This window comes from Burkholderia arboris (assembly GCF_038723655.1).
In the GTDB taxonomy this organism is placed as follows: Bacteria; Pseudomonadota; Gammaproteobacteria; order Burkholderiales; family Burkholderiaceae; genus Burkholderia; species Burkholderia arboris.
In genome coordinates, this window is sequence record NZ_CP109822.1 from 3,437,871 (window position 1) to 3,459,372 (window position 21,502).

At 68.0% G+C, this 21,502-nt stretch carries 21 protein-coding genes; 5 read left to right on the top strand and 16 right to left on the bottom strand.

The genetic code is table 11. The annotated features are described in order from the left end of the window. The first annotated feature begins 229 nt into the window (after positions 1–229). Positions 230–1,144: a 5-dehydro-4-deoxyglucarate dehydratase gene (gene kdgD, locus OHZ10_RS32805; RefSeq protein WP_174993700.1), complete on the top strand. Its 915-nt coding sequence runs from the start codon at positions 230–232 to the stop codon at positions 1,142–1,144. A 148-nt stretch (positions 1,145–1,292) separates the two neighbouring features. On the opposite strand, the gene OHZ10_RS32810 is transcribed toward kdgD, so the two are convergent. Continuing rightward, on the bottom strand, positions 1,293–1,844 hold the full coding sequence (locus OHZ10_RS32810) for a hypothetical protein (protein WP_256087137.1): 552 nt from the start codon (positions 1,842–1,844) through the stop codon (positions 1,293–1,295). 194 nt (positions 1,845–2,038) lie between these two features. After that, positions 2,039–3,616 carry an aldehyde dehydrogenase (NADP(+)) gene (locus tag OHZ10_RS32815; protein WP_174993702.1) on the bottom strand — a complete coding sequence of 526 codons (1,578 nt, stop codon included), beginning with the start codon at positions 3,614–3,616 and terminating at the stop codon, positions 2,039–2,041. Positions 3,617–3,864: 248 nt separating this feature from the next. On the opposite strand from OHZ10_RS32815, the gene OHZ10_RS32820 reads away from it, so the two are divergent. Beyond that, positions 3,865–5,244, top strand: a complete 1,380-nt coding sequence (locus OHZ10_RS32820; protein WP_342705408.1) for an MFS transporter — start codon at positions 3,865–3,867, stop codon at positions 5,242–5,244. A gap of 53 nt (positions 5,245–5,297) precedes the next feature. Here OHZ10_RS32820 and OHZ10_RS32825 read toward each other — a convergent pair whose 3' ends face one another. Together OHZ10_RS32825 and OHZ10_RS32830 are read right to left on the bottom strand one after the other, a co-directional pair. Beyond that, the gene (locus OHZ10_RS32825; RefSeq protein WP_174993704.1) at positions 5,298–6,023 is read right to left on the bottom strand and encodes a site-2 protease family protein; all 726 of its coding nucleotides are present in this window, start codon (positions 6,021–6,023) and stop codon (positions 5,298–5,300) included. Next, complete coding sequence (locus OHZ10_RS32830; RefSeq protein WP_059238839.1) at positions 6,020–6,973, bottom strand: DUF2167 domain-containing protein; 954 nt, start codon at positions 6,971–6,973, stop codon at positions 6,020–6,022. The genes OHZ10_RS32825 and OHZ10_RS32830 overlap by 4 nt, the downstream gene beginning before the upstream one ends. A 201-nt stretch (positions 6,974–7,174) precedes the next feature. Between OHZ10_RS32830 and OHZ10_RS32835 the strand changes: the two genes are divergently transcribed. Further along, entirely contained in the window at positions 7,175–8,023 is an 849-nt protein-coding gene (locus tag OHZ10_RS32835; protein ID WP_059238837.1) for a helix-turn-helix domain-containing protein, read from the top strand. Positions 8,024–8,074: 51 nt separating this feature from the next. Here the strand turns inward: OHZ10_RS32835 and OHZ10_RS32840 are convergent, their stop codons facing one another. Further along, positions 8,075–8,707, bottom strand: coding sequence for a LysE family translocator (locus OHZ10_RS32840; RefSeq protein ID WP_256087135.1), 633 nt, complete (start codon positions 8,705–8,707; stop codon positions 8,075–8,077). Between the two features lie 155 nt (positions 8,708–8,862). Between OHZ10_RS32840 and OHZ10_RS32845 the strand changes: the two genes are divergently transcribed. Next, the gene (locus OHZ10_RS32845) at positions 8,863–9,327 is read left to right on the top strand and encodes an Lrp/AsnC family transcriptional regulator (RefSeq protein WP_059238833.1); all 465 of its coding nucleotides are present in this window, start codon (positions 8,863–8,865) and stop codon (positions 9,325–9,327) included. On the opposite strand, the gene OHZ10_RS32850 is transcribed toward OHZ10_RS32845, so the two are convergent. Genes OHZ10_RS32850 through zigA form a run of 5 tightly spaced genes read right to left on the bottom strand, consistent with a single transcriptional unit; the run spans position 9,324 to position 14,019 of the window. Then, complete coding sequence (locus tag OHZ10_RS32850; protein ID WP_174993707.1) at positions 9,324–10,694, bottom strand: dihydroorotase; 1,371 nt, start codon at positions 10,692–10,694, stop codon at positions 9,324–9,326. The two genes, OHZ10_RS32845 and OHZ10_RS32850, sit on opposite strands and share 4 nt — an antisense overlap. Positions 10,695–10,697: 3 nt before the next feature. Next, complete coding sequence (locus tag OHZ10_RS32855; RefSeq protein ID WP_059238830.1) at positions 10,698–11,258, bottom strand: carbonate dehydratase; 561 nt, start codon at positions 11,256–11,258, stop codon at positions 10,698–10,700. Then, a complete protein-coding gene (locus OHZ10_RS32860) occupies positions 11,255–11,836 on the bottom strand; it encodes a 6-pyruvoyl trahydropterin synthase family protein (RefSeq protein WP_174993708.1) in 582 nt (193 codons plus the stop codon). The genes OHZ10_RS32855 and OHZ10_RS32860 overlap by 4 nt, the downstream gene beginning before the upstream one ends. Then, entirely contained in the window at positions 11,830–12,750 is a 921-nt protein-coding gene (gene folE2 / locus OHZ10_RS32865) for a GTP cyclohydrolase FolE2 (RefSeq protein ID WP_342705409.1), read from the bottom strand. The genes OHZ10_RS32860 and folE2 overlap by 7 nt, the downstream gene beginning before the upstream one ends. A gap of 60 nt (positions 12,751–12,810) precedes the next feature. Then, positions 12,811–14,019: a zinc metallochaperone GTPase ZigA gene (zigA, locus tag OHZ10_RS32870; protein ID WP_174993710.1), complete on the bottom strand. Its 1,209-nt coding sequence runs from the start codon at positions 14,017–14,019 to the stop codon at positions 12,811–12,813. A 231-nt stretch (positions 14,020–14,250) separates the two neighbouring features. On the opposite strand from zigA, the gene OHZ10_RS32875 reads away from it, so the two are divergent. Next, entirely contained in the window at positions 14,251–15,066 is an 816-nt protein-coding gene (locus tag OHZ10_RS32875; protein ID WP_342705410.1) for a hypothetical protein, read from the top strand. Between the two features lie 16 nt (positions 15,067–15,082). Here the strand turns inward: OHZ10_RS32875 and OHZ10_RS32880 are convergent, their stop codons facing one another. From OHZ10_RS32880 to OHZ10_RS32905, 6 genes are read right to left on the bottom strand one after another with little or no spacing between them, the layout of a single operon-like run. Beyond that, positions 15,083–16,294 (bottom strand): acyl-CoA dehydrogenase family protein, encoded by a 1,212-nt coding sequence (locus OHZ10_RS32880; protein WP_342705411.1) that lies wholly within the window; start codon positions 16,292–16,294, stop codon positions 15,083–15,085. Beyond that, complete coding sequence (locus tag OHZ10_RS32885; RefSeq protein WP_342705412.1) at positions 16,291–17,133, bottom strand: hypothetical protein; 843 nt, start codon at positions 17,131–17,133, stop codon at positions 16,291–16,293. The genes OHZ10_RS32880 and OHZ10_RS32885 overlap by 4 nt, the downstream gene beginning before the upstream one ends. Positions 17,134–17,187: 54 nt before the next feature. Next, complete coding sequence (locus OHZ10_RS32890; protein ID WP_152849614.1) at positions 17,188–17,844, bottom strand: methionine ABC transporter permease; 657 nt, start codon at positions 17,842–17,844, stop codon at positions 17,188–17,190. Further along, the gene (locus tag OHZ10_RS32895; RefSeq protein ID WP_174993714.1) at positions 17,837–19,015 is read right to left on the bottom strand and encodes a methionine ABC transporter ATP-binding protein; all 1,179 of its coding nucleotides are present in this window, start codon (positions 19,013–19,015) and stop codon (positions 17,837–17,839) included. The genes OHZ10_RS32890 and OHZ10_RS32895 overlap by 8 nt, the downstream gene beginning before the upstream one ends. Positions 19,016–19,033: 18 nt before the next feature. Beyond that, positions 19,034–20,446 (bottom strand): LLM class flavin-dependent oxidoreductase, encoded by a 1,413-nt coding sequence (locus OHZ10_RS32900; protein ID WP_342705414.1) that lies wholly within the window; start codon positions 20,444–20,446, stop codon positions 19,034–19,036. Positions 20,447–20,457: 11 nt separating this feature from the next. Continuing rightward, the gene (locus OHZ10_RS32905; RefSeq protein WP_059238813.1) at positions 20,458–21,288 is read right to left on the bottom strand and encodes a MetQ/NlpA family ABC transporter substrate-binding protein; all 831 of its coding nucleotides are present in this window, start codon (positions 21,286–21,288) and stop codon (positions 20,458–20,460) included. Positions 21,289–21,502: the final 214 nt, after the last annotated feature.

The window sequence follows — 21,502 nt, forward strand, 5'->3', positions numbered from 1 at the left end:
GCAATTCCTGAAGGCAATCGGCCATATTGTTAGTCATCATACGACATTCAACCTCAACCGGCGATGCTACGTAAACCCTTATCCGGAAAGACCCTACCCTTGATCGGCCAGCAAACCGCTTGCGCCACCCTTCCCCTCGTTGTACGATGACATACAACGACATCGCCAATTCGGCTCGTATGCCGTTCCCGACGAACCCAGCACTCGCGCTAGACGGACGACCCCAACCATGACTTCACCGCAAGAACTCAAACAGATCATCTCCCACGGCCTGCTGTCGTTTCCGCTGACGGATTTCGACGCCGACGGCAGCTTCCGCCCGACCACCTACGCCGAGCGCCTGGAATGGCTGGCGCCGTACGGCGCGAGCGCGCTGTTCGCGGCCGGCGGCACCGGCGAATTCTTCTCGCTCACGCAGCGCGAGTATTCGGACGTGATCCGCGTCGCGACGGAAACCTGCAAGGGCAAGGTGCCGATCCTCGCCGGCGCGGGCGGCGCGACGCGCGTCGCGATCGAATATGCGCAGGAAGCCGAGCGCCTCGGCGCGAGCGGCGTGCTGCTGATGCCGCACTACCTGACCGAAGCGAGCCAGGAAGGGATCGCCGAGCACGTCGAGCAGGTGTGCCGCGCGCTGAAGATCGGTGTGGTGGTGTACAACCGCGCGAATTCGAAGCTGAACGCCGACATGCTCGAGCGCCTCGCCGACCGTTGCCCGAACCTGATCGGCTTCAAGGACGGCGTCGGCGAGATCGAGAGCATGGTCACGATCCGCCGCCGCCTCGGCGACCGGTTCGCGTACCTCGGCGGCCTGCCGACGGCGGAAGTCTATGCCGCCGCGTACAAGGCGCTCGGCGTGCCGGTGTACTCGTCGGCCGTGTTCAACTTCATCCCGAAGACGGCAATGGAATTCTACGAAGCGATCGCAAAGGACGACCACGCGACGGTCGGCCGCCTGATCGACGATTTCTTCCTGCCGTACCTGAAGATCCGCAACCGCCGCGCGGGCTATGCGGTCAGCATCGTCAAGGCGGGCGCGAAGCTCGTCGGCCACGACGCGGGACCGGTGCGTGCGCCGCTCATCGACCTCACCGACGCAGAAGCGGCCGAGCTCGACGTGCTGATCAAGAAGATGGGCCCGCAGTAAGCGAGGTTCGCCGGCGGCGCGGACGTTCATCGGCGCCGCGGCCGGCAATCCTGCATCGCGGCCGGCACTCGCCGGCCGCGATCGTTTGTTGCCTTCCCTTTCTTTTCCGCAATGACGCACGCATCCGCCGCGATGCATGCCGTCGCCGTCACATCTGCGCGATGATCCCGACGATCCGGTAGCGCACGTTCCCCAGCTTCACCCGTGTCGCCTCGATCTGGCCCTGCGCGCCCGTCCGTGCGCGCGAATTCGATTCGCCGTCGAGGATCTGCCCGAGCACGTCGCGGTCGACGACCGCATCGAAGAAACGGCCGACCGTGATCGTAGCCGACTGCTTCGCGGTCGCGAGCTGGCTGTTCGCCTGCGTCAGCGCCTCGGTGCGCAGGCCCGGGTCGCGTTCGTCGATGCCGCGCCGGTACTGAAGCGCGAACACCAGCGCTTCCATGTCCTGCCGGAAACGGCGGACAGCCTGTCCGAACGCGAGCGAATGCGCGTCGGCGCCCGTGACGAGCCGCCCCTGGTTGATCGTTACGTCGAATTCGCTGCCGCCGAGGTCGCGCTGGAATTCCTGCAGCGCGTTCGCGAGCACGCGCCCTTCGCTGTACTGGCCGATCTGGGTGCGCACGGATGTCGCGACGTCGCCGATCGCTTTCCACAATCCGGCCGCGAACAGGTGATCGCCACGCTTGTTGATGTTCATTGGAGGGTTCCCTCGTCGTCTTTTGTCGGTCTCTCAGGCTCGCCTGCGGGCCGGGCGGCCCGAGGCATCGCTACTGTAGGAGAAATTCCGGCGACGCGAAAGGCACCCTGAAAAAAGCGGAGGCGACCTGCCGGCCGCCTCCGCTTTCGCTCATCCGGCGAGCAGCCCGGCGCTCGGCGACGGGCTGCCTCCCGTTATTCCGCCTTCCCGTCCCGCAGACGCGGAATCGCCAGCGGATTGCCGTCCTGCAACCCGTCGGGCAGCAGGTCGTCCGGGAAATCCTGGTAGCACACGGGCCGCAGGAAACGCTCGATCGCCGTTGCGCCGACCGACGTGACGGCCGGGTTCGACGTCGCGGGGAACGGGCCGCCATGCACCATCGCATCGCACACCTCGACGCCGGTCGGATAGCCGTTGACGAGCAGACGCCCGGCCTTGCGTTCGAGGATCGGCAGCAGACGGCGTGCGAGCGGCTTGTCGTCGGCATCCATCTGCAGCGTGGCGGTCAGCTGGCCTTCGAGCGCGTCGAGCACGCGCGCGACTTCGTCGAGATCGCGGCAACGCACGATCAGCGACGCCGGCCCGAACACCTCGTGGCTGAACGCCTGCTCGGCCAGGAACGCCTGCGCGGCGACTTCGTACAGCGCGCCGCCCGCCTGGCATTCGGTCTGCGCCGCCTCGCCCGCGCCGACTTCGCGCACGCCCGCCAGTTCGGCCAGCTTGCCGCGGCCGTTGCGGTACGCATCGGCAATGCCGCGCGTGAGCATCACGCCGGCCGGCTTCTTCGCGAGCGCCTGCGCGGCGACGGTTTCGAAGCGGTCGAGATCGGGGCCGTCGATCGCCAGCACGAGGCCCGGGTTCGTACAGAACTGGCCGACGCCGAGCGTCAGCGAATCGACGAAGCCCGTCGCGATCGCGTCGCCGCGCGCGGCAAGCGCGGCCGGGAACAGCACGACCGGGTTGATGCTGCTCATTTCCGCGTAGACGGGAATCGGCTGCGGCCGCGCATTCGCGAGGTGCACAAGCGCCATGCCCCCCTGCCGCGAACCGGTGAAGCCGACAGCCTGGACCGCCGGATGGCTGACGAGTGCCGCGCCGATCACGCGGCCGGGGCCCACCAGCAGCGAGAACACGCCTGCCGGCATGCCGGTTTTCGCGACGGCGGCGCGAATCGCGCGGCCGACCAGTTCGGACGTGCCGAGGTGCGCCTCGTGCGCCTTCACGATCACCGGGCAGCCGGCCGCGAGTGCCGACGCGGTATCGCCGCCGGCCACCGAGAACGCGAGCGGGAAGTTGCTCGCGCCGAACACGACGACGGGCCCGAGCGCGACTTTCTGCAAGCGCAGGTCCGAACGCGGCAGCGGCGTGCGCGCGGGCTGCGCGGGATCGATGGACGCGGCGAGGAAGCGCCCGTCGCGCACGACGCGTGCGAACAGCCGGAGCTGGCCGACGGTGCGGCCGCGCTCGCCCTGCAGCCGCGCGACGGGCAGGCCCGTTTCGGCGTGCGCGCGCTCGATCAGCGCGTCGCCGAGCGCGACGATTTCATCGGCGATCGCGTCGAGAAACGCCGCGCGGGCCGCGAGCGGCTGCGCGCGGTACGCATCGAACGCGTCGCGCGCGAGTTCGCACGCGCGGTCGACATCGGCCTGCGTCGCGACGCCGAATGCCGGCGCGTCGATCGGCGCGCCCTTCGTCGGGTCGAACGCGCGCAAGGTTCCGGCCGAGCCGGCCACCGCGTCGGCGCCGATCAGCATCTCTCCTGTCAGTTGCATGGGGTGTGCTCCGTGGTTCGGGAATGGATTGCCCATTGTAGCCCAACAGATACGATGTCTGCCGACATCATTTCATGTTTTGGACCACCGGCCGGGCAACTGCCGATAGGCTCGAGATCCTTACCCGGTCAGTCTAACCGCGAAATATTAACCGTCTCACGGGATCTTCCAGAGGGAAAACCCGAGGTTTCTGCGTCCGGGCATTGCTCATAAACTTCGGCTCATGTCATACGACGACGTACATTAAAGTGCCTAATCAGACCACCCCTCGCGATCTTCCGCTCGACCTCGCGCGCACCGCGCGCCGGACCGCCGTGCGTTACTGGATCCTGGCGATGCTGTTCGTCGTCACGACGCTCAACTATGCGGACCGCGCGACGCTGTCGATCACCGGCACGCCGATCCGCAAGGCATTCGGCATCGATCCGGTGACGATGGGCTACATCTTCTCGGCGTTCAGCTGGGCATACGTGCTCGCGCAACTGCCGAGCGGCTGGCTGCTCGACCGCTTCGGCGCGCGGCGCGTGTACGCGGCGAGCATCTTCCTGTGGTCGGCGTTCACGCTGCTGCAAAGCACGATCGGCCTCGGCGGCAGCGCCGCGTTCGCGGTCGCCGCGCTGTTCGCGATGCGCTTCGCGGTCGGCATCGCCGAAGCGCCCGCGTTCCCCGCCAATGCAAAAGTCGTCGCAAGCTGGTTCCCGACCGCCGAGCGCGGCACCGCGTCGGCGATCTTCAATGCCGCGCAGTACTTCGCGGCCGTCGTGTTCTCGCCGCTGATGGCATGGCTCACGCATGCGTACGGCTGGCACCAGGTGTACCTGTGGCTCGGCCTGGCCGGCATCGCGCTCGCGTGCCTGTGGCTGCGCGTCATGAAAGACCCGGCCGACCATCCGGCCGTGAACCGTGCGGAACTCGACCATATCGAACAGGGCGGCGGGCTCGTGCGCTCGACGGTGCGCGGCGCCGACGGCACGCGCGCGGAGGGCAGCCGCGTCGCCGGCTGGTACTACGTGCGCCAGTTGCTGTCGAACCGGATGCTGATCGGCGTGTACCTCGGCCAGTACTGCGTGAACGTGCTCACGTACTTCTTCCTCACCTGGTTCCCGATCTACCTCGTGCAGGCACGCGGGATGTCGCTGCTGAAGGCGGGCTTCATGACGTCGCTGCCCGCGATCTGCGGGTTCCTCGGCGGCGTACTCGGCGGGTTGCTGTCGGATGGTTTGATCCGGCGCGGCGTGTCGCTGACGCTCGCGCGCAAGATTCCGATCGTCGGCGGGATGGCGCTGTCGATGGCGATCATCGGCTGCAACTATGTCGACAGCGAAGTGCTCGTGATCGTGCTGATGGCCGTGTCGTTCTTCGGCAAGGGAATCGGCTCGCTCGGCTGGGCCGTCGTCGCCGACACCGCGCCGAAGGAAGCGATCGGGTTGTCGGGCAGCCTGTTCAACATGTTCGGCAATACCGCGGGCATCATCGCGCCGATCGCGATCGGCTACCTCGTCGGCGCGAGCGGCTCGTTCAACGGCGCGCTCGTGTTCGTCGGGCTGAATGCGCTCGTCACCGTGTTCAGCTATCTCGTGATCGTGAAGGACATCAAACGCGTCGAATTGCGTCATCGCGACGCCTGAGGATCGACCTCCCAAGGAACGGCGGCCGCTTTCACGCGGCCGCCGTTCTTGCATCAGGTCGACGAATGCGCGACGCTCAGCATGTCGTGCACGCCGGACGTCATCAGCGCAAGAAACGCGAGCAGGCCGACGTAGCAGAGTGCGTAGGTCGTCTTCGTCTCGACCGACGTCGCGTAGTACACGCGGTTCTCCGGCGCGTCGGGATCGAAGCGCCATGCGCGCCGCAGTTGCGGCAGCGCGAGGATCGCCATCACGATCAGCAGCGGGCTCGGGCGATACACGAACAGCGCAATCAGCACGGGTACGCCCGCGAACCAGATGCGCGGCGACAGCACCGCAGTGATCCGCCCGCCGTCGAACGGCGACAGCGGAATCATATTGAACAGGTTCAGGAAGAAACCCGTATACGACAGCGCGAGCAACAGGTTGCTGTCGTAGTGGCGCGCGGCCGCGTAGCAGGCCAGCGCGCCGAGCGTGCCGACAAACGGCCCGGCCAGCCCGACGTACGCCTCGGTTTCCGCATCGTGCGGCAGCTCCTTCAACTGGATCCACGCGCCGACGAACGGAATGAAGGTCGGCAGCCCGACGTCGAGCCCGCGCCGCTGCGCGGCAATGTAGTGACCGGCCTCGTGCACCAGCAGCAGCGCGACGAAACCGGCCGCGAACCGCCAGCCGTAGAACAGCGCATAGACCGCGATCGACGCGAGCATGGTGCCCGCCGACACGAGCACCTTGCCAAGCTTGAGGCCGCCGAAGATCAGCAGCAACAGCTTCGTCATTCCTTGCGCTCCGTGACGGCTGCGTCGGACGCGTCGGCGACGGCCGGCACCGCGGCCGGCTTCGGCTTGCGCCCGAAGAAGCGCTTGAGCGCCGCGCCGCCGGCCAGCAGCGCGACCGCGCCGATCTTGAAGAACTTCACCGCGAACGCGCCGATCAGCGCGAGCAGGCCGAGCTTCTTCGCGCCGACGCCGACGATCAGCGCCGCGAGGCCGTACTCGGCAACGTGGTCGGTCGACTTGTTGAAGTCGGCGTAGCGCTTGCCGTCGTTGAAGCGGATGTTCGACAGCAGGTCGTCGGCCGACGCCTTGTATTTCGGCAGGTCGGCAAGCGTCGACGCCATCGTCAGCGACAGGTAGCCGTCGCGGCCGAGCACGAGCGTCCGGTAGTTCACGCCGTCGTTCTCGGCGTTCGGCGCCGCGCCCTTGTCGCGGATGATCGCGGACCACACGAGCCGGTGCGTGGCCGCGTCGTACGCGGGAGCCTTCGCCCAGCCGACCACTTCGGTTTCCGGCAGGCCGCGCTCCTTGCGCCCGGGGTTGTCTTCCTCGGTGCCGGATTGCAGGCTTTTCAGCAGTTCGTCGGGCTTCCAGTCCTTTGCGTCGTCGTCGCGGATATAGCCGCTCGGCTCGAACGACACGACGGAAATCCAGTCGGCGTCGGGGTCGTCGGGCAGCACGAGGCCGACCAGTTTCGATTCGTCGATCGAGTTGCCCATCGAGCGCAGGTAGCGGCCGGCTTCCGCGGCCGGCACGAACGACTCGCCGGCCTTCAGCTTCAGCACGGCTTCGTGTTTCACGTCGATGTCGGTCGGCCCTTTCACGACCGCTTCGTTGGCAGCCGCGGCAGCGGCCCTCATTTCCACCTGCGCAGCTTCGGTCTGCGCGTGGCCGCTGGTCGCGGCAAGTGCGAGCGTCGCCACGCAGGCGAGCCGGACGGCAAGTTTTTTCATTGTTGGATTCCCCTGGAATGCCTTGTTGTGAATGTGCACGGCAACCGGCCCATGCGTGGTCTCGCTGGCCCGGTGCCGCCTCTCAGTTGGCACGGTCGTCATGGTAACGCAGCGCCGCGACTCGCCCGCGCCCGGGGAGCAGCGCGATGCTTACCTGGCAGGTAATGCCCAAGGCGCGCGGGATTGCCTATCATCGGCATCATGAACCCGACCGCCGCCCTCCATTCGCCCACTCCGTCCGCCGGCCGCGCGTCCGGCATCGGCCCGCTGCTGCGCACGTGGCGGCAACGCCGGCGCCTGAGCCAGATGGCGCTCGCGCTCGACGCGGAAGTGTCCGCGCGCCACCTCAGCTTCGTCGAATCGGGCCGCGCGCAGCCGAGCCGCGACATGGTGCTGCATCTCGCCGAGCGCCTCGACGTGCCGCTGCGCGAACGCAATGCGCTGCTCGTCGCGGCCGGTTTCGCGCCGCTGTTTCGCGAACGGCCGTTTTCGGACCCGCAGCTCGATGCCGCGCGCCACGCGGTCGAAGCGGTGCTGCGCGGCCACGAGCCGTACCCGGCGCTCGCAGTGGACCGCCACTGGACGCTGCTCGCCGCGAACCGGATGCTCGGCGCGCTGGTCGCGCAGGCCGATCCGGCGCTGCTGCAGCCGCCCGTCAACGTGCTGCGGCTGAGCCTGCATCCGGACGGCCTCGCGCCGCAGATCGTCAACTGGCATGAATGGCGCGCGCACATCCTGCATCGGCTGCAACGGCAGATCGATGCGAGCGGCGACCGCACGTTGCATGCGCTGCGCGACGAGCTCGCCGCGTATCCGGCGCCGGCCGGCCAGCCCGACGACCCGCCGGCGCGCGCCGATTTCGCGGATATCGCCGTGCCGCTGCGGCTGCGCACCGCGGCCGGCGAACTGACGTTCTTCAGCACGACGACGGTGTTCGGCACGCCGGTCGACGTGACGCTGTCGGAACTCGCGATCGAGGCGTTCTTTCCGGCGAATCCGGACACGGTGGACGCGATGCGGGCGCTGGCGGACGCATTGCCGGCACAGTAACGCGTGCTGTCGGCGCCATTGCGCCGGCGGCACGCGTCGAGGTAACGGCGATCAGCGGCGCTCGAGCGCCAGCTTCACGCCAAGCCCCAGCAGGACCACGCCGCTGACGCGATGCATGCGCGTCAGGATGCGCGGGTTGCGGCGGATCGACGCCGACAGCAGGCCGGCGAACAACGCGACGGGCCCCTTGACGAGAAACGTCAGGCCGGCAAACGTCGCGCCCAGCACGAACAGCGACAGCATCGGATGTGCGGCGCCCGCCGGCACGAATTGCGGCAGGAACGCCAGATAGAAAAGCGCGACCTTCGGATTCGACACGTTGGACAACGCGCCTTGCGCGAACGTGCGAAGCCGCGATGCCTGCGCGCCGCCGTTGCTGCTGCTCGCGAGCGTCAGTTCACCCGACGAGCGCAACAGCGTGATGCCGAGATACAGCAGGTACACCGCGCCGATCACCTTCAGCGCCGTAAACAGCCATTCGGATGCCTGAAGCAGTGCGCCCAGCCCGAGCGTCGCGAGCATCGTATGCACGAGCAGACCGACGCTGACGCCCGCGGCCGTCACGAGGCCCGCGCGCGTGCCGCCGGACAGCGTGCGCGACATCACGAGAACCATGTCCTGGCCCGGCGTGACGATGATCAGAAGCGACGTTGCGATGAACGGTAGCCAGGATAGATGCGACATGGGAGAGCTCCTGAACGGGATCGCCGACGGGCGGGAATCGCCCGGCCGGTGGTCAGATTATCGGCGCCCTTCCGTGGAGATTGGATGCGAATTTGGCTACTTGAGAGAGGTGATTTGGAGCTATTCTCCAGTATCAACGGATTCGATAGTCAAAAATGCCAATCAAACTGGACGCGATCGACCGGCGCATTCTGCGTGCGCTGCAACAGAATTCGAGCCAGACCAATGCCGAACTCGCGCAACAGGCCGGGCTGTCGGCCACCCCCTGCCTGCGCCGCGTGCATCTGCTCGAGGAACAGGGCGTGATCGACGCGTATGTCGCGCTGCTGAATCCCGCCGCCGTCGACCTGCGATTCACCGCGTTCGTGCGCGTGACGCTGGAGCGCCAGGACAAGACGACCGTCGAACGCTTTGCGCGCGAGATGGAGCAGGCGCCCGAAGTGCTCGAATGCCACCTGATGGCCGGCAGCTACGACTATCTGCTGCGCGTGATCGCGCGGGATCTCGACGATTACCAACGCTTCCAGATGGAGACGCTCACGCAGATCGAAGGCGTCCGCAACGTCGAGACCGAGATTCCGCTGAAGCGCATCAAGCAGACGGTTCGCCTGCCGATCTAGGTGTCCAGAAACGTCACGGCCTCCCCGGCCGGCTGCCCGTTCAGCGCACCGTCTCTCACGACGACCTGCCCGCGCACAACCGTATGCACGGGCCAGCCCGTGACCGCGCATCCGTCGTAAGGCGTCCAGCCGCTCACGCTGGCGATCCAGTCGTCGCGAATGATCCGCCGCGCGCGCAGGTCGACGATGCTGAAATCGGCGTCGTAGCCCGGCGCGATGCGCCCCTTCCCTTCGATGCCGAAAATGCGCGCCGGCCCGGCGCTGGTCAGGTCGACCAGCCGTTCGAGGCTCAGCCGGCCCGCATGCACGTGGTCGAGCAGCAGCGGCAACAGCGTCTGCACGCCGGTCATCCCGCTCGGCGACTGCGGATACGGGCGGCGTTTTTCGTCACGCGTATGCGGCGCATGATCGCTGCCGATCACGTCGACCACGCCATCGCGGACAGCCCGCCACAGCGCATCCCGATGATGCCGTTCGCGCACGGGCGGATTCATCTGCGCGAACGTGCCGAGCCGCTCGTAGCAATCGGGCGCATGCAGGCTCAGGTGGTGCGGCGTGACTTCGACCGTCACGCGCCGCCGATGTTGCGCAAGAAACGCCATCTCGTCCGCCGTGGACACATGCAGCACGTGCAGCCGGCGGCCGGTCTCGGCAGCCAGCCCGACGATGCGCCGCGTCGCGCTCAGCGCGCTTTCCTCGTCGCGCCAGCGCGGATGGTCGCGCACGTCGCCGCTCGCTTCCACGATCGCCTTGCGCTCGCGCAGCCGCGCCTCGTCCTCCGCATGCACGGCCATGCGCCGCCGCCCGTTGCGCAGGATCCGGCGCAACACGGTTTCGTCGTCGGCCAGCAGATCGCCGAACGAACTCCCCATGAACACCTTCACGCCCGCGCAGCCGGGCAGGCGCTCGAGGTCCGGCAGCCGTTCTGCGTTCACGGCCGAGCCGCCGATGTAGAACGCGTAGTCGCACCACGCACGGCCGCGTGCAAGGTCCAGCTTCGCCTGCAGATCCTGCCCGCTCAACGTCAGCGGATGCGTGTTGGGCATCTCGAAGATCGTCGTGACGCCGCCGAGCACCGCGCCGCGCGTGCCGGCCTCGATGGTCTCCTTGTGCGTCAGCCCCGGTTCGCGAAAATGCACCTGGCTGTCGACGACGCCCGGCAGCACATGCAGTCCACGCGCATCGAGCACGACGTCGGCACTCCAGGTGCCCTGCAGTGCACCCAGCGCGACGACGCGGCCATCCGCGCACGCGACGTCGATCCGTTCGGCGCCGTTGGGCGTCATCACCGCGCCGCCATGCACGAGCAGGTCGACGTGGCGGCGCTTCGGCACGTCGGTTGCTTCACGTCGCATCCACTCGCCCATGACTCAGAACTCGTTCTGGATGTGCTTGTAGCCGAGCACCAGCGCATTGTTCGTGCGCGCGACGTCCTCGGAGAAATCGCTCGCGTCGGCCGTGACCTGCGGCAACGCGGCAAGATCGGTTTCCGGCCCGATGCGCTCGGTCGAACGCACGTAGAAGCCGGGCGGCAGGTGACAGCCGTCGACGACCGCGTTGTAGCGCACGACGCAGCCGTCGTCGATCGTGCAGTTGAACAGCACGCTGTTGAACCCGACGAACACGCCGTCGCCGACCTTGCACGGCCCGTGGACGATCGCGCGATGCGCAATCGACGTATGACGGCCGATCGTCACGCTCGCGCCCGACTTCGAATGGATCACGACGCCGTCCTGGATGTTCGAATGCGCGCCGATCACGATCGGCGCGATCTGGCCGTCGGCATCCGTTTCGTCGGCGCGGATCACCGCGTACGGACCGATGAACACGTTCTCCTCGACGATCACGAGCCCGCACAGGATGGCGGTCGGATCGACGAACGCGTTCGGATGAATCTGCGGCAGGTCGCCGCGCGGGTTCTTGCGGATCATGAGGATTCCTTCTGGGAAACGAGATGGCCGCGCCTGAGCCGCTCGAACAGGCCCGGATCGCGCCACTGCGCGACGATGGCCGGTGCGAACACGATCGCATCGAGGTCGATGCGACCCATGCGCGGGTTGAATGCGTCGTCACGGAAACACTGCGCGTAGCCGGTCTCGGTCTCGTGAACGATGACCGAATGCAGCCGCACGTCGGCTTCGCCGTTCGACATGCGGGTGCACGACAACGCGGCATCGACGAGCCGGAACAGCACACGCGAGAACTGCTCGGCGCTCGGCGACACGGGCAGCGACACCCAGCGTTCGGAATGCCTGCGCATGCTTTCGACGTAGCGCGGATCGTCGTTCGACCACAGCGTCACCGCATGGTCGAACGCATCGATCAGGTCGCGCACGTCGCCCTTGAGCAGCCCGAAGTCGTAGATCATCTGCCCGTGATCCAGCGCATGCGCTTCGAGCAGCAGCTCGACGCGGTACGAATGACCGTGGATCGAATGCGAGCAGCGCCGCGTGCTGCAGCCGCGCACGACGTGCGCATTCTCGAACCGGAACAGCTTGCGGATCAGCATGCGTCGGCGCCTTCGCGAACCGGTGCGGCCCAGGCCACCGCATCGTGCGGATGCAGGCTTTCCAGATGGCGCACGTGAACGCGCGGGTGTGCGTGACGACTTTCCAGCGCAGCCTGTACCCGGCGCGCGGCGTCCTCGACGAACATCAGGTTCCCGCCGTTCAGCACCGCGAACGCCTGCTCGTCCGCGCGCTTGACGGCCGTCTGCACCGGCGTGCCGAGCGCGTGCTCGATGCGATCGATCAGGTCGATCAGCCCCAGCGTCGCGCCATCGGCGGGCAGCGCCACGCTGACGACGGCTTCGCTGCGCTGGCTGTGCGGCGTGGCCAGGGTCGCATGCTGTTTCAGCCATGCGGCAACCGCCGCCGGCGCCACACGAGCCTCGCGGTCGAACGCCGTCAGGAACGCCTGTTCGATCCAATGCCGCGACAACGCGGCCGAGCACGGACACGTCGACGAATAGGCAACCGTCACTTGCGCGCGCAACTCGAACGCGTCGCCCGCAAGCGTCGCATCGACCTGAACCGGGTACGCCTTCCACCCGGCCAGCCCCTCGGTCACGAGCGCCGTGCGGCGGGCCAGCAGATCGAAGCGCAGCCGCACACGCGCGCTGCGCGTGTCGCAGTCGCGATGGCTGTCGACCATCGCACGCAGCACGCGCCGCAGACCGGCCGGTGACAGCGCTTCGCCGTCGGCGAGCCAGTCGAGCAGCCAGTAGAGCCGCGACATGTGAATGCCTTTCACATCCGGCGCAGGCAGATCGACCTGGACGTCGGCGCGCGCATGCACGTCGCACCGGCAGCCGGGTTCGGCCACCGTCACGGGCAGGTCGATGCCCTGCATGCCGACCCATTCGAGCGGGCGGCGGCCCGGCGCCGCATCGGTCAGGGAAACATCGGGAAGGACTGCATTCATGCTCGGATTCCGGTGGCGCGCCTTCTCCATCCGGATCGATGCAGGAAGCGCGCGTTCAGGTCAGGGCCAGTCGCGAAACGGGCTGTCCCACGTGGTCCAGTGCTCGGGGCCGGTGGCCATCTCGGCGTCGGTCAGGAGACACGCGTCGAAGCGCCCGCGCAGCGCGGGCTCGTCCATGTCCATGCCGATCAGCACGAGCTCCTGGCGCGCGTCGCCGACGCGCTCGTCCCAGCGCGCGCGGATCTGCGCGACGGCTTCGGCGTCCTGCGGCCAGCGCTCGGGCGGCACGGCCGCCCACCAGTGGCCGGCCGGCCCGTGCCGCGCGACCGCGCCGGCCTGCGACCACGACCCGGCGACGGTCGGATGCGTGGCCAGCCAGAAGAACCCTTTCGAGCGGACGACGCCCGGCCATTCGCTTTCGACGAGATCGAAGAAGCGCTGCGGATGGAACGGCCGCCGCGCGCGATAGACGAAGCTGCGGATCCCGTATTCGTCGGTTTCCGGCGTATGCATGCCGCGCATCTCCCGCAACCAGCCCGGCGCGCGCGACGCCTCGTCGAAATCGAACAGGCCCGTATCGAGCACACGCTCGAGCGGCACCTTGCCGAATTCGGCGATCTCGATCCGCGCACGCGGGTTCAGCCCGCGCAGCAGCGCGATCAGCCGCTCGCGCGCACTGGCGTCGATCAGGTCGATCTTGTTGACCACGATCACGTCGCAGAACTCGATCTGGTCGATCAACAGATCGACGACCGTGCGCGCATCCTCGTCGCCCATCGATTCGCCGCGCGACTGCAGGCTGTCGCGCGACGCGTAATCGCGCAGGAAATTGAATGCGTCGACCACCGTCACCATCGTGTCGAGCCGCGCGACTTCGCCGAGACTGCGGCCGTCCTCGCCTTCGAACGTGAACGTCTCGGCCACCGGCAGCGGCTCCGAGATGCCGGTCGATTCGATCACGAGCTGGTCGAAGCGCCCTTCGCGCGCGAGCCGGTCGACCTCGATCAGCAGATCCTCGCGCAGCGTGCAGCAGATGCAGCCGTTGCTCATCTCGACCAGCTTCTCGTCGGTGCGCGACAGGCCCGCGCCACCGTCGCGGACGAGCGCGGCATCGATGTTGACCTCGGACATGTCGTTGACGATGACCGCGACGCGCCGGCCCTCGCGATTGTTGAGGATGTGGTTGAGCAGTGTCGTCTTGCCCGCGCCGAGGAAGCCGGACAGGACGGTCACGGGAAGCCGCGTGGAGGGAGGCAGTGCGGTACTCATCGGGCGATTCCGGAAGAGGACGTTGAGGAGAGAATGATATATTGTATCGCAACGATATAACATATCATTCCGCGCGTCCAGCACGCCGCTTGCACGGCGCGCGATTCACGATCCCGTCGAGCACCGGTTCGACGCGAGCGGAAGGCGGCGGCGGCACCACGCATGTCATGCCGAATGAAAGGTGTGCTTGATAAGCTCTGCGGCGAGACCGCAGGCTGCCCACACCCCATCATGAAAAAGAAAAACCTTGCCGTGTTGTCACTCTGCGCGATGCTGCCCGGCATCGTGCTGGCCCAGTCGATCGCGGCCCCGGCGCTGAAGCCGGGCGATACCTGGACCTACATCAATACCGTCGAAATCGGCCCGAACGGCTGGCGCCAGACGCGCGACCAGATTTCCGTGCAGCGCACCACGTCCGACCACATCTACATCGAAACGCAGCAAAGCGGCGCGACGCAGGCGCCGCGCGAACTGATCGTCGACTCGGACTGGAGCCGTTCGCGCAGCGTCAACGGCACCGAAACCGTCGTGAACCGCCCGATGGCGTTTCCGCTGACGGCCGGCAAGACCTGGACGGTCAAGTACAGCGAATCGCACCCGAATCCGCAGCATGCGTCGGAAGCGTACGACACGCGTTACAAGGTCGTCGGCCCCGAAACCGTCACCGTGACGGGCGGCAAGTTCGACGCGATCAAGATCGAGGCAGAAGGCACGTGGAAGGCGCAAGCCGCGCCGGGACAGTCGGTCACGTCCGGCGTGTCCCGCAACGCGGGCGGGTCGACGATCGTGATGCAAAGCCACAACAACGGGACGGCGGAAGGGACCGGCAAGACCTACAAGGCGTTCTGGTACGTGCCGGCGGTCGGCCGCTGGGTCAAGTCGGTCGAAGAGTACTACGACACGAACGGCGTGCGGACGGCACGCTATTCGAACGAACTCGCGTCGTACAAGCGCGCCGGGACGGACAGCAGCTCACCGCTGGCCGCCGGGCCTGCGCCCGCTACCGCTACCGTCGCGCCGGACGGCCCGCCGCCCGGCGATCAATGACGGAACGCGCGCTCGCTTACGTATAGAGCGACGCCGGCGGTAGTTCCGCGGTCAGCGCAAACCGGCCGACATCGCGCAGCCGGTAGTCGAGCGGATCGTGCAGCGTATGCGTGCGCGCATTGCGCCAGAAGCGGTCGAGGCCGAGCGACGCGGCCGTCGCGCGCGCGCCGCACGCATCGAACAGCGCTTCGCCGTTGTCGAGCGCCGCGCGCTGCGCGACGATCTTCGCTTCCGATACCGCAAGCGCCACTTCGGCGCGTTCGTCGGCCGTCAGCGCGTCCTGCCGCGACCACGCGCGCTGCAACGCCTCGGCCGCGCGATCGGCCAATACTGCCGCGGCAATCGCCCGCACGCGCATGTCGCCGAAGCGCTGCAGCGTGTACGGATCGTCTTCCGCCTGCGCGACGTCCGCGTGTATCCACGGGCGGCCATGCTGCCGCACGTAATCGCGCGCCTCGGCCAGCGCGCCTTCCGCCAGCCCGACGAACAGGTTCGTCAGCACGAGTTGCGACACGAGCGTGCGCAGCGTCGCGCGCGGCGTCGGCGGCGCCTCGGACCGGTGCAGCACCTCGTCCGGCGCGAGCGTCACGCCGTCGAAGCGCACGCTGCCGCTGTCGGTCTGGCGCTGGCCGACCGGATCCCAGTCCTCGTTGACCGTGATCCCCGGACGGTCGGTCGGCACGACGCCGAACACGGTGCGACCGGTTGCCGGATCATGCGCGGACACCGTCATCCGCTGCGAGCCGCGCGTGCCGGAGCAGAAGCCCTTCACGCCGTCGAGCCGGTAGCCGCCGTCGGGCGTCGCCGTCGCCACGAGCCGCGTGTCGAGCGGATTGACCGCATTGCCCCACCACCAGCGCGCGTCGACGGTGCCGCGCAGGTAACGTTCGCGCTGCGCGGCGCTGCCCCACACGTCGACGCTCACGACCTGCAGGCACTGGAACCCGACGAGATGCGCGAGCGCGCTGTCGACGCGCGCGACCTGCCGGATCGCGTCGTAGATCGCGGGCCACGCCGCTTCCTGCCCGCCGAACGCGCGCGGCACCGCGAGCGTCAGCAAGCCCGCATCGGCAAGCCACTGTTTCTCCTGCGCCGCGTGGCCGCCCGCGCGGTCGCGCGCGGCGGCGGTCACGCGCAGCGCGTCGATCGCGCGCGCCAGCGCCTCGCGGTCGACGGCCGGCGTGTCGGTATCCGGCGCGAAGGTCGCCGGGCCGCGGGGATCGTTCATGCGACAGCGTCCTGTTCAACGGTTTCGCCCGACAGCGGCACCAGCGCATCGATCCGTCGGCCGGTCAGCCGCGCCAGGATCTCGCGCCGCCAGTCGTCATAGATCGCGCGGTATTCGGCTATATCCGCGCCGAACACGTGCGCGGTGTGCGCGTACTCGTCGTGCAGATACCCGTCGAGCCGCGCCTGCGTTTCCTCGTCGGCCGCGATCACGCGATCGATCAGCGCGTCGCGCTCGGCGGGCGGCAACGCCTTCAGCGTGTCGAACCACCACTGGACGATCTGCACGCGATGCCATTCCTCGTCCGGCCGGATCCGGTTCTCGCCGTGCTCGCGCATCGCGCTGTCGCCGATGCGGCCGGTCTTGCGCTGGATCCACAGCTTCGCGAGGATATGCAGCTCGTAATGCCATTCGAACGCGAGAAAACCCGCGAGGTCGCGCACCGCGATGTCGCCGATGCGCGCCCAGTGCGCGGCGACGAGCCGGTCGACTTCCGGCAGCGGATCGCGCCCCGTCAGTTCGGTCACGCGTTCGCGGCCGATCACGGCGTGCGCGCCGTCGTCGCCGAGCTGGCGCGACAGGATCAGCTGGAAATGCGGATCGTCGCGGAACAGCGTGTCGATCGCCTTCGCGACGACCTGCACGATGAACAGGTCGTGCGACGCCATCTTCGTGTAGTAGTCGGCGACGGCGGCCAGCTCGTCGTCGTTGCGCGGCTCGCGCGGCGGCGTGGCGAGCTTGGCCGGGAAGCCCGGACGATGGCGTCGCGCCACGTCGAGAAACAGCGCTTCCTCGAATTCTCCGTTCCATTCGCGCGGCGCGCCGATGGGCAAGGTCATGGGTATCGTTCTCTCAGGATCAGGAATGAAACGAGCGGACGCTCGTGGCGTCGCTCAGGTGCGCCGGGTCACGCGTCGGACCAGGCGGTCGCCCGTGATTTGCACGGCCGAGACGAGCGCGATCAGGATCACGATCACGGTCGCCATGACGGTGGTGTCGAAACGTTGATAGCCGTAGCGGATCGCGAGATCGCCGAGCCCGCCCGCGCCGACGGCGCCCGCCATCGCGGTCGAGCCGATCAGCGCGACGACGGTGATCGTGAAGCCGCCGAGCATGCCGGGCAGCGCCTCCGGCAGCAGCACGTGCCACACGATGTGGCGGCGCTTCGCGCCCATCGCGAGCGCGGCCTCGATCAGCCCGCGATCGACTTCGCGCAGGCTCACTTCGGCGATCCGCGCGAAGAACGGGATCGCGGCGATCGACAGCGGCACGACGGCCGCCCACACGCCGATCGTCGTGCCGATCAGCACGCGCGTGAACGGCAGCAGCGCGACGAGCAGGATGATGAACGGCGTCGAGCGGAACACGTTGACGAGCGCGCCGAGCACCGCGTTCACGCCGCGCCGCGCGTAGATGCCGCCCGGCGCGGTGGTGACGAGGATCACCGCGAGCGGGATGCCGATCAGCGCCGCGATCACGGCCGACGCGGCGACCATCGACAGCGTGTCGCGGATCGCGTCGAGCAGTTCGGGCCACCAGAGCTCAAACATAGCCGAGCACCTCCGCGTGATTCGCATGGCGGCGTGCGCGATCGAGCAGCGCGGCAACGGCGCCGCGCGCGTGCTGCGTGCCGGTATCGTCCACACCGGGCGCGGCCGCGATCACGAGCCGCCCCTGCGCATGGCCTTGAATGCGCTCGATCCCGCCGTGCAGGAATCGCACCGAGCCGCCGAGCGCCGCCGCAAGCGCGCCGACGTCCGGCTCGCCGCCGCTTTCACCCGTATAGCGGACGTCGAGCACGACCTGCGCGCCGTCCGGCAGCGCGGCCTGCTCGGGCAGCGGCTGCACGCGCGCGGCCAGCTCGGCCGGCAGGTCGTGCTGCAGCGTGCTGAGCAGCGCGCGCGTCGCGCCGTGGCGCGGATCGCCGAACACGCGCCACACGGGGCCCGTTTCGACGACTTCACCCTGTTCGATGACCGCAACGGTGTCGCACACCGCACGGATCACCTCCATCTCGTGCGTGATCAGCACGATCGTCAGCCCGAGGCGGCGGTTGATGTCGGCGAGCAGCGCGAGGATCGATTGCGTCGTCTCGGGGTCGAGCGCCGACGTCGCCTCGTCGCACAGCAGCACCTCGGGATCGTGCACCAGCGCGCGGGCAATGCCGACGCGCTGCTTCTGCCCGCCCGACAGGCTCGCCGGGTATGCGTCGCGCTTCGCGGCGAGCCCGACGAGATCGAGCAGCGCCTCGACCTTGCGCACGCGCTCGGCCTTCGGCACGCCGGCGATCTTCAGCGGCAGCGCGACATTTTCGAACACCGTCTTCGCGGACAGCAGGTTGAAATGCTGGAACACCATGCCGGTGCGGCGGCGCAGCGCAACGAGCCCGTCCTCGTCGAGCGCGCCGACGTCGACACCCTGCACGCGCACGCGGCCCGAACTCGGCCGCTCCAGCCCGTTCACGAGCCGCAGCAGCGTCGATTTCCCGGCGCCGCTGCGGCCGATGATCCCGAACACCTCGCCGCGCCGCACATCGAGCGTCACGTCGCGCAGTGCGGCGGCCTGGCCGCGCGGCGTCGCGAATACCTTGCCGACCTGCTCCAGCGACACGGCCACGCCGCCGGCGGCCAACGCGCCCGCTTCCTCATGCGCCGTTACGGCGGCGCCGGCAAGCACGGCCGACGGCTCGATGAAACCCAGCGTATCGAACAATTGCGTCATCGCTTCGCTCCGTCACGTTCAGGCATGCGCGGGATGCGCGGATTCGGATACGGCTGCCGGCCGGTGCTGCGCGCCGGTGTGCCACGCAGGCAGGCGCGGGCCGGCGCCGAACAGCTTCTCGCGCAGCGTCGGCGCGGGATCGTAGTCTTCCTTGTAGACACCGCGGTTCTGCAGTTCGGGCACGACCCAGTCGACGAAATCCGCGAACGACTCGGGCATCACGGTGCGCGTCAGGTTGAAGCCGTCGATGCCGGTCTCGTCGATCCACGACTGCAGCTCGTCCGCGACCTGCGACGGCGAGCCGACGATCGGCGCATAGCGGCCGCCGAGCGACATCTGTTCGAGCATCCGGCGCACGGTCCACGTACCGGTCGTGCTCTTGCGCGAGATCGCGTCGACGGCCGACTGGATCGAATCGGTCTTCACGTACGAAATCGGCTCGTCCAGGCCGTACTGCGCGAAGTCGATGCCGGTCGAGCTCGCGAAATGCGCGAGGCCGGCTTCGGGGCTCGCATAGCGCCGGTATTCGTCGAACTTCTCTCGTGCGAGCCGTTCGGTCTCGGCCGTCACGACGCTGACGCCCGCGAAGATCTTGATCGATGCCGGGTCGCGCCCCTGCCGTGCAGCCGCCGCGCGAATGTCGAGCGCTGCCGCGCGTGCGGCCGCCTTGCTTTGCCCGTTCACGAACACGCATTCCGCATGACGGCCCGCGAACTCGACGCCGCGCGCGGACGAACCGGCCTGGTACAGCACCGGCGTGCGCTGCAGCGACGGCTCGCTGAGATGAATCGCGTCGATCGAATAGAACGGCCCGTCGTGCTTCACGCGCCGCACCTTGCCCGGTTGCGCGAACACGCGCGCCTGCGCGTCGCGGATCACCGCATCGTCGTCCCAGCTCTGTTCCCACAGCTTGTAGACGACGTCCATGTAGTCGTCCGCGCGCTCGTAGCGGTCGTCGTGGCCGATCTGCTGCGCGAGGCCCATCCCGCGCGCGGCGCTGTCGAGGTAACCGGTGACGATGTTCCAGCCCACGCGGCCTTTCGTCAGATGATCGAGCGTCGACATGCGGCGTGCGAACAGGTAAGGCGGCTCGTAGGTCAGGTTCGCGGTCACGCCGAAGCCGAGATGCCGCGTGACCTGCGCCATCGCGGGCACGAGCAGCAGCGGATCGTTGACGGGCACCTGCACCGATTCGCGCAGCGCGGCGTCGGGGCCGCCGCCGAACACGTCGTACACGCCGACGATGTCCGCGAGAAAGATCCCGTCGAACTTGCCGCGCTCGAGCGTCTTCGCGAGATCGGCCCAGTAGTCGAGATCGGTGTAGTGCGCGGAGCGGTCGCGCGGATGCGTCCACAGCCCGTGGTTGATGTGCCCGACGCAGTTCATGTTGAACGCGTTGAGCAGGATCTTCTTGCGGTTCGCCGTCGTCATGCTGGCCTCCGTCACCACGCGATCGCGTACAGCGAGCCGAATGCGTTGTCGAGCGCACGGCGCACGGCCGGCGAGTGCTGGTAGATCGCGATGAACTTGCGAATGCGCGGATCGTTCGCGCTCTCGGGCCGCACGACCCACTGGATCGCGAAGCTCTTGTTCTCGGTGCCGTCGAACAGCAGTGCGCTGTTCGGATCGGTCGTGCCGGCGAGCTTGATGAAGCTCGGGTAGCCCTGCGCGAGATCGACGTCGTCGAGCGAACGCGCGAGCTGCGACGCTTCGAGCGGGATGATCTTCAGGTGCTTCGGGTTGGCGACGATGTCGTGCGTGGTCGCACGGTAATCGGTGCCCGGCTTCAGCGTGATGAGCCCCGCGCGCTGCAGCAGCAACAGCCCGCGCCCGCCGTTGACCGGATCGTTCGCGATCGCGACGCGCGCGCCGTCCTTCAGCTCGGCGAAGCTTTTCACCTTCTTCGAATAGAGGCCGATCTTCATGATCGTGCCGGGCGCGATCGAGATGAAGTTGTAGCCGCCCTGCTTCTTCGCGTTCTCGAGAAACGGGATGTGCTGGAAGTAGTTGACGTCGATGTCCTTGTTCGCGAGCGCCGCGTTCGGCGTATTCCAGTCGGTGAACTCGACGATCTTGACGTCGAGCCCCTGCTCTTTCGCCTCCTTCGCGGCGATTTTCAGTGCTTCGATCTGCGGGCTGGTCGAGATGCCGACCTTCAGCGGCGCGGTGTCGGCGCGCGCGCCGTTCAGCAGCACGACGCCGAGCAGCGCGGCCATCAGCACGCGGGCCGCGCGGCCGGCGGAAAAGCGGGCGGAAAAAACGGGATGCAGCATGAAACCACTCTCCTGTCCAAAGACGGTATCGACGGATGAGCGACGCCGCGGCGAACGCGCAGGCGTTCTCCGGACAGTCGTCGTCGCGTCGGAAAAGGATCAGCCGATGATAGAGAGCGGCGCAGGGGCGGTCTACGAAGCGATTGTGCGAAGAAAATCGCGCGCGGCGATATGGCGGGCGTCCGAGCGGCCGGCCGGGCGAATCGGAGGCCAG

What these genes read in the sequence shown, in the direction of transcription:
- kdgD (WP_174993700.1), top strand. Translation starts at nt 230, where the DNA reads ATGACTTCACCGCAAGAACTCAAACAGATCATCTCCCACGGCCTGCTG.
- OHZ10_RS32810 (WP_256087137.1), bottom strand. Translation starts at nt 1,844, where the DNA reads ATGAACATCAACAAGCGTGGCGATCACCTGTTCGCGGCCGGATTGTGG.
- OHZ10_RS32815 (WP_174993702.1), bottom strand. Translation starts at nt 3,616, where the DNA reads ATGCAACTGACAGGAGAGATGCTGATCGGCGCCGACGCGGTGGCCGGC.
- OHZ10_RS32825 (WP_174993704.1), bottom strand. Translation starts at nt 6,023, where the DNA reads ATGACGAAGCTGTTGCTGCTGATCTTCGGCGGCCTCAAGCTTGGCAAG.
- OHZ10_RS32830 (WP_059238839.1), bottom strand. Translation starts at nt 6,973, where the DNA reads ATGAAAAAACTTGCCGTCCGGCTCGCCTGCGTGGCGACGCTCGCACTT.
- OHZ10_RS32835 (WP_059238837.1), top strand. Translation starts at nt 7,175, where the DNA reads ATGAACCCGACCGCCGCCCTCCATTCGCCCACTCCGTCCGCCGGCCGC.
- OHZ10_RS32840 (WP_256087135.1), bottom strand. Translation starts at nt 8,707, where the DNA reads ATGTCGCATCTATCCTGGCTACCGTTCATCGCAACGTCGCTTCTGATC.
- OHZ10_RS32845 (WP_059238833.1), top strand. Translation starts at nt 8,863, where the DNA reads ATGCCAATCAAACTGGACGCGATCGACCGGCGCATTCTGCGTGCGCTG.
- OHZ10_RS32850 (WP_174993707.1), bottom strand. Translation starts at nt 10,694, where the DNA reads ATGGGCGAGTGGATGCGACGTGAAGCAACCGACGTGCCGAAGCGCCGC.
- OHZ10_RS32855 (WP_059238830.1), bottom strand. Translation starts at nt 11,258, where the DNA reads ATGATCCGCAAGAACCCGCGCGGCGACCTGCCGCAGATTCATCCGAAC.
- OHZ10_RS32860 (WP_174993708.1), bottom strand. Translation starts at nt 11,836, where the DNA reads ATGCTGATCCGCAAGCTGTTCCGGTTCGAGAATGCGCACGTCGTGCGC.
- folE2 (WP_342705409.1), bottom strand. Translation starts at nt 12,750, where the DNA reads ATGAATGCAGTCCTTCCCGATGTTTCCCTGACCGATGCGGCGCCGGGC.
- zigA (WP_174993710.1), bottom strand. Translation starts at nt 14,019, where the DNA reads ATGAGTACCGCACTGCCTCCCTCCACGCGGCTTCCCGTGACCGTCCTG.
- OHZ10_RS32875 (WP_342705410.1), top strand. Translation starts at nt 14,251, where the DNA reads ATGAAAAAGAAAAACCTTGCCGTGTTGTCACTCTGCGCGATGCTGCCC.
- OHZ10_RS32880 (WP_342705411.1), bottom strand. Translation starts at nt 16,294, where the DNA reads ATGAACGATCCCCGCGGCCCGGCGACCTTCGCGCCGGATACCGACACG.
- OHZ10_RS32885 (WP_342705412.1), bottom strand. Translation starts at nt 17,133, where the DNA reads ATGACCTTGCCCATCGGCGCGCCGCGCGAATGGAACGGAGAATTCGAG.
- OHZ10_RS32890 (WP_152849614.1), bottom strand. Translation starts at nt 17,844, where the DNA reads ATGTTTGAGCTCTGGTGGCCCGAACTGCTCGACGCGATCCGCGACACG.
- OHZ10_RS32895 (WP_174993714.1), bottom strand. Translation starts at nt 19,015, where the DNA reads ATGACGCAATTGTTCGATACGCTGGGTTTCATCGAGCCGTCGGCCGTG.
- OHZ10_RS32900 (WP_342705414.1), bottom strand. Translation starts at nt 20,446, where the DNA reads ATGACGACGGCGAACCGCAAGAAGATCCTGCTCAACGCGTTCAACATG.
- OHZ10_RS32905 (WP_059238813.1), bottom strand. Translation starts at nt 21,288, where the DNA reads ATGCTGCATCCCGTTTTTTCCGCCCGCTTTTCCGCCGGCCGCGCGGCC.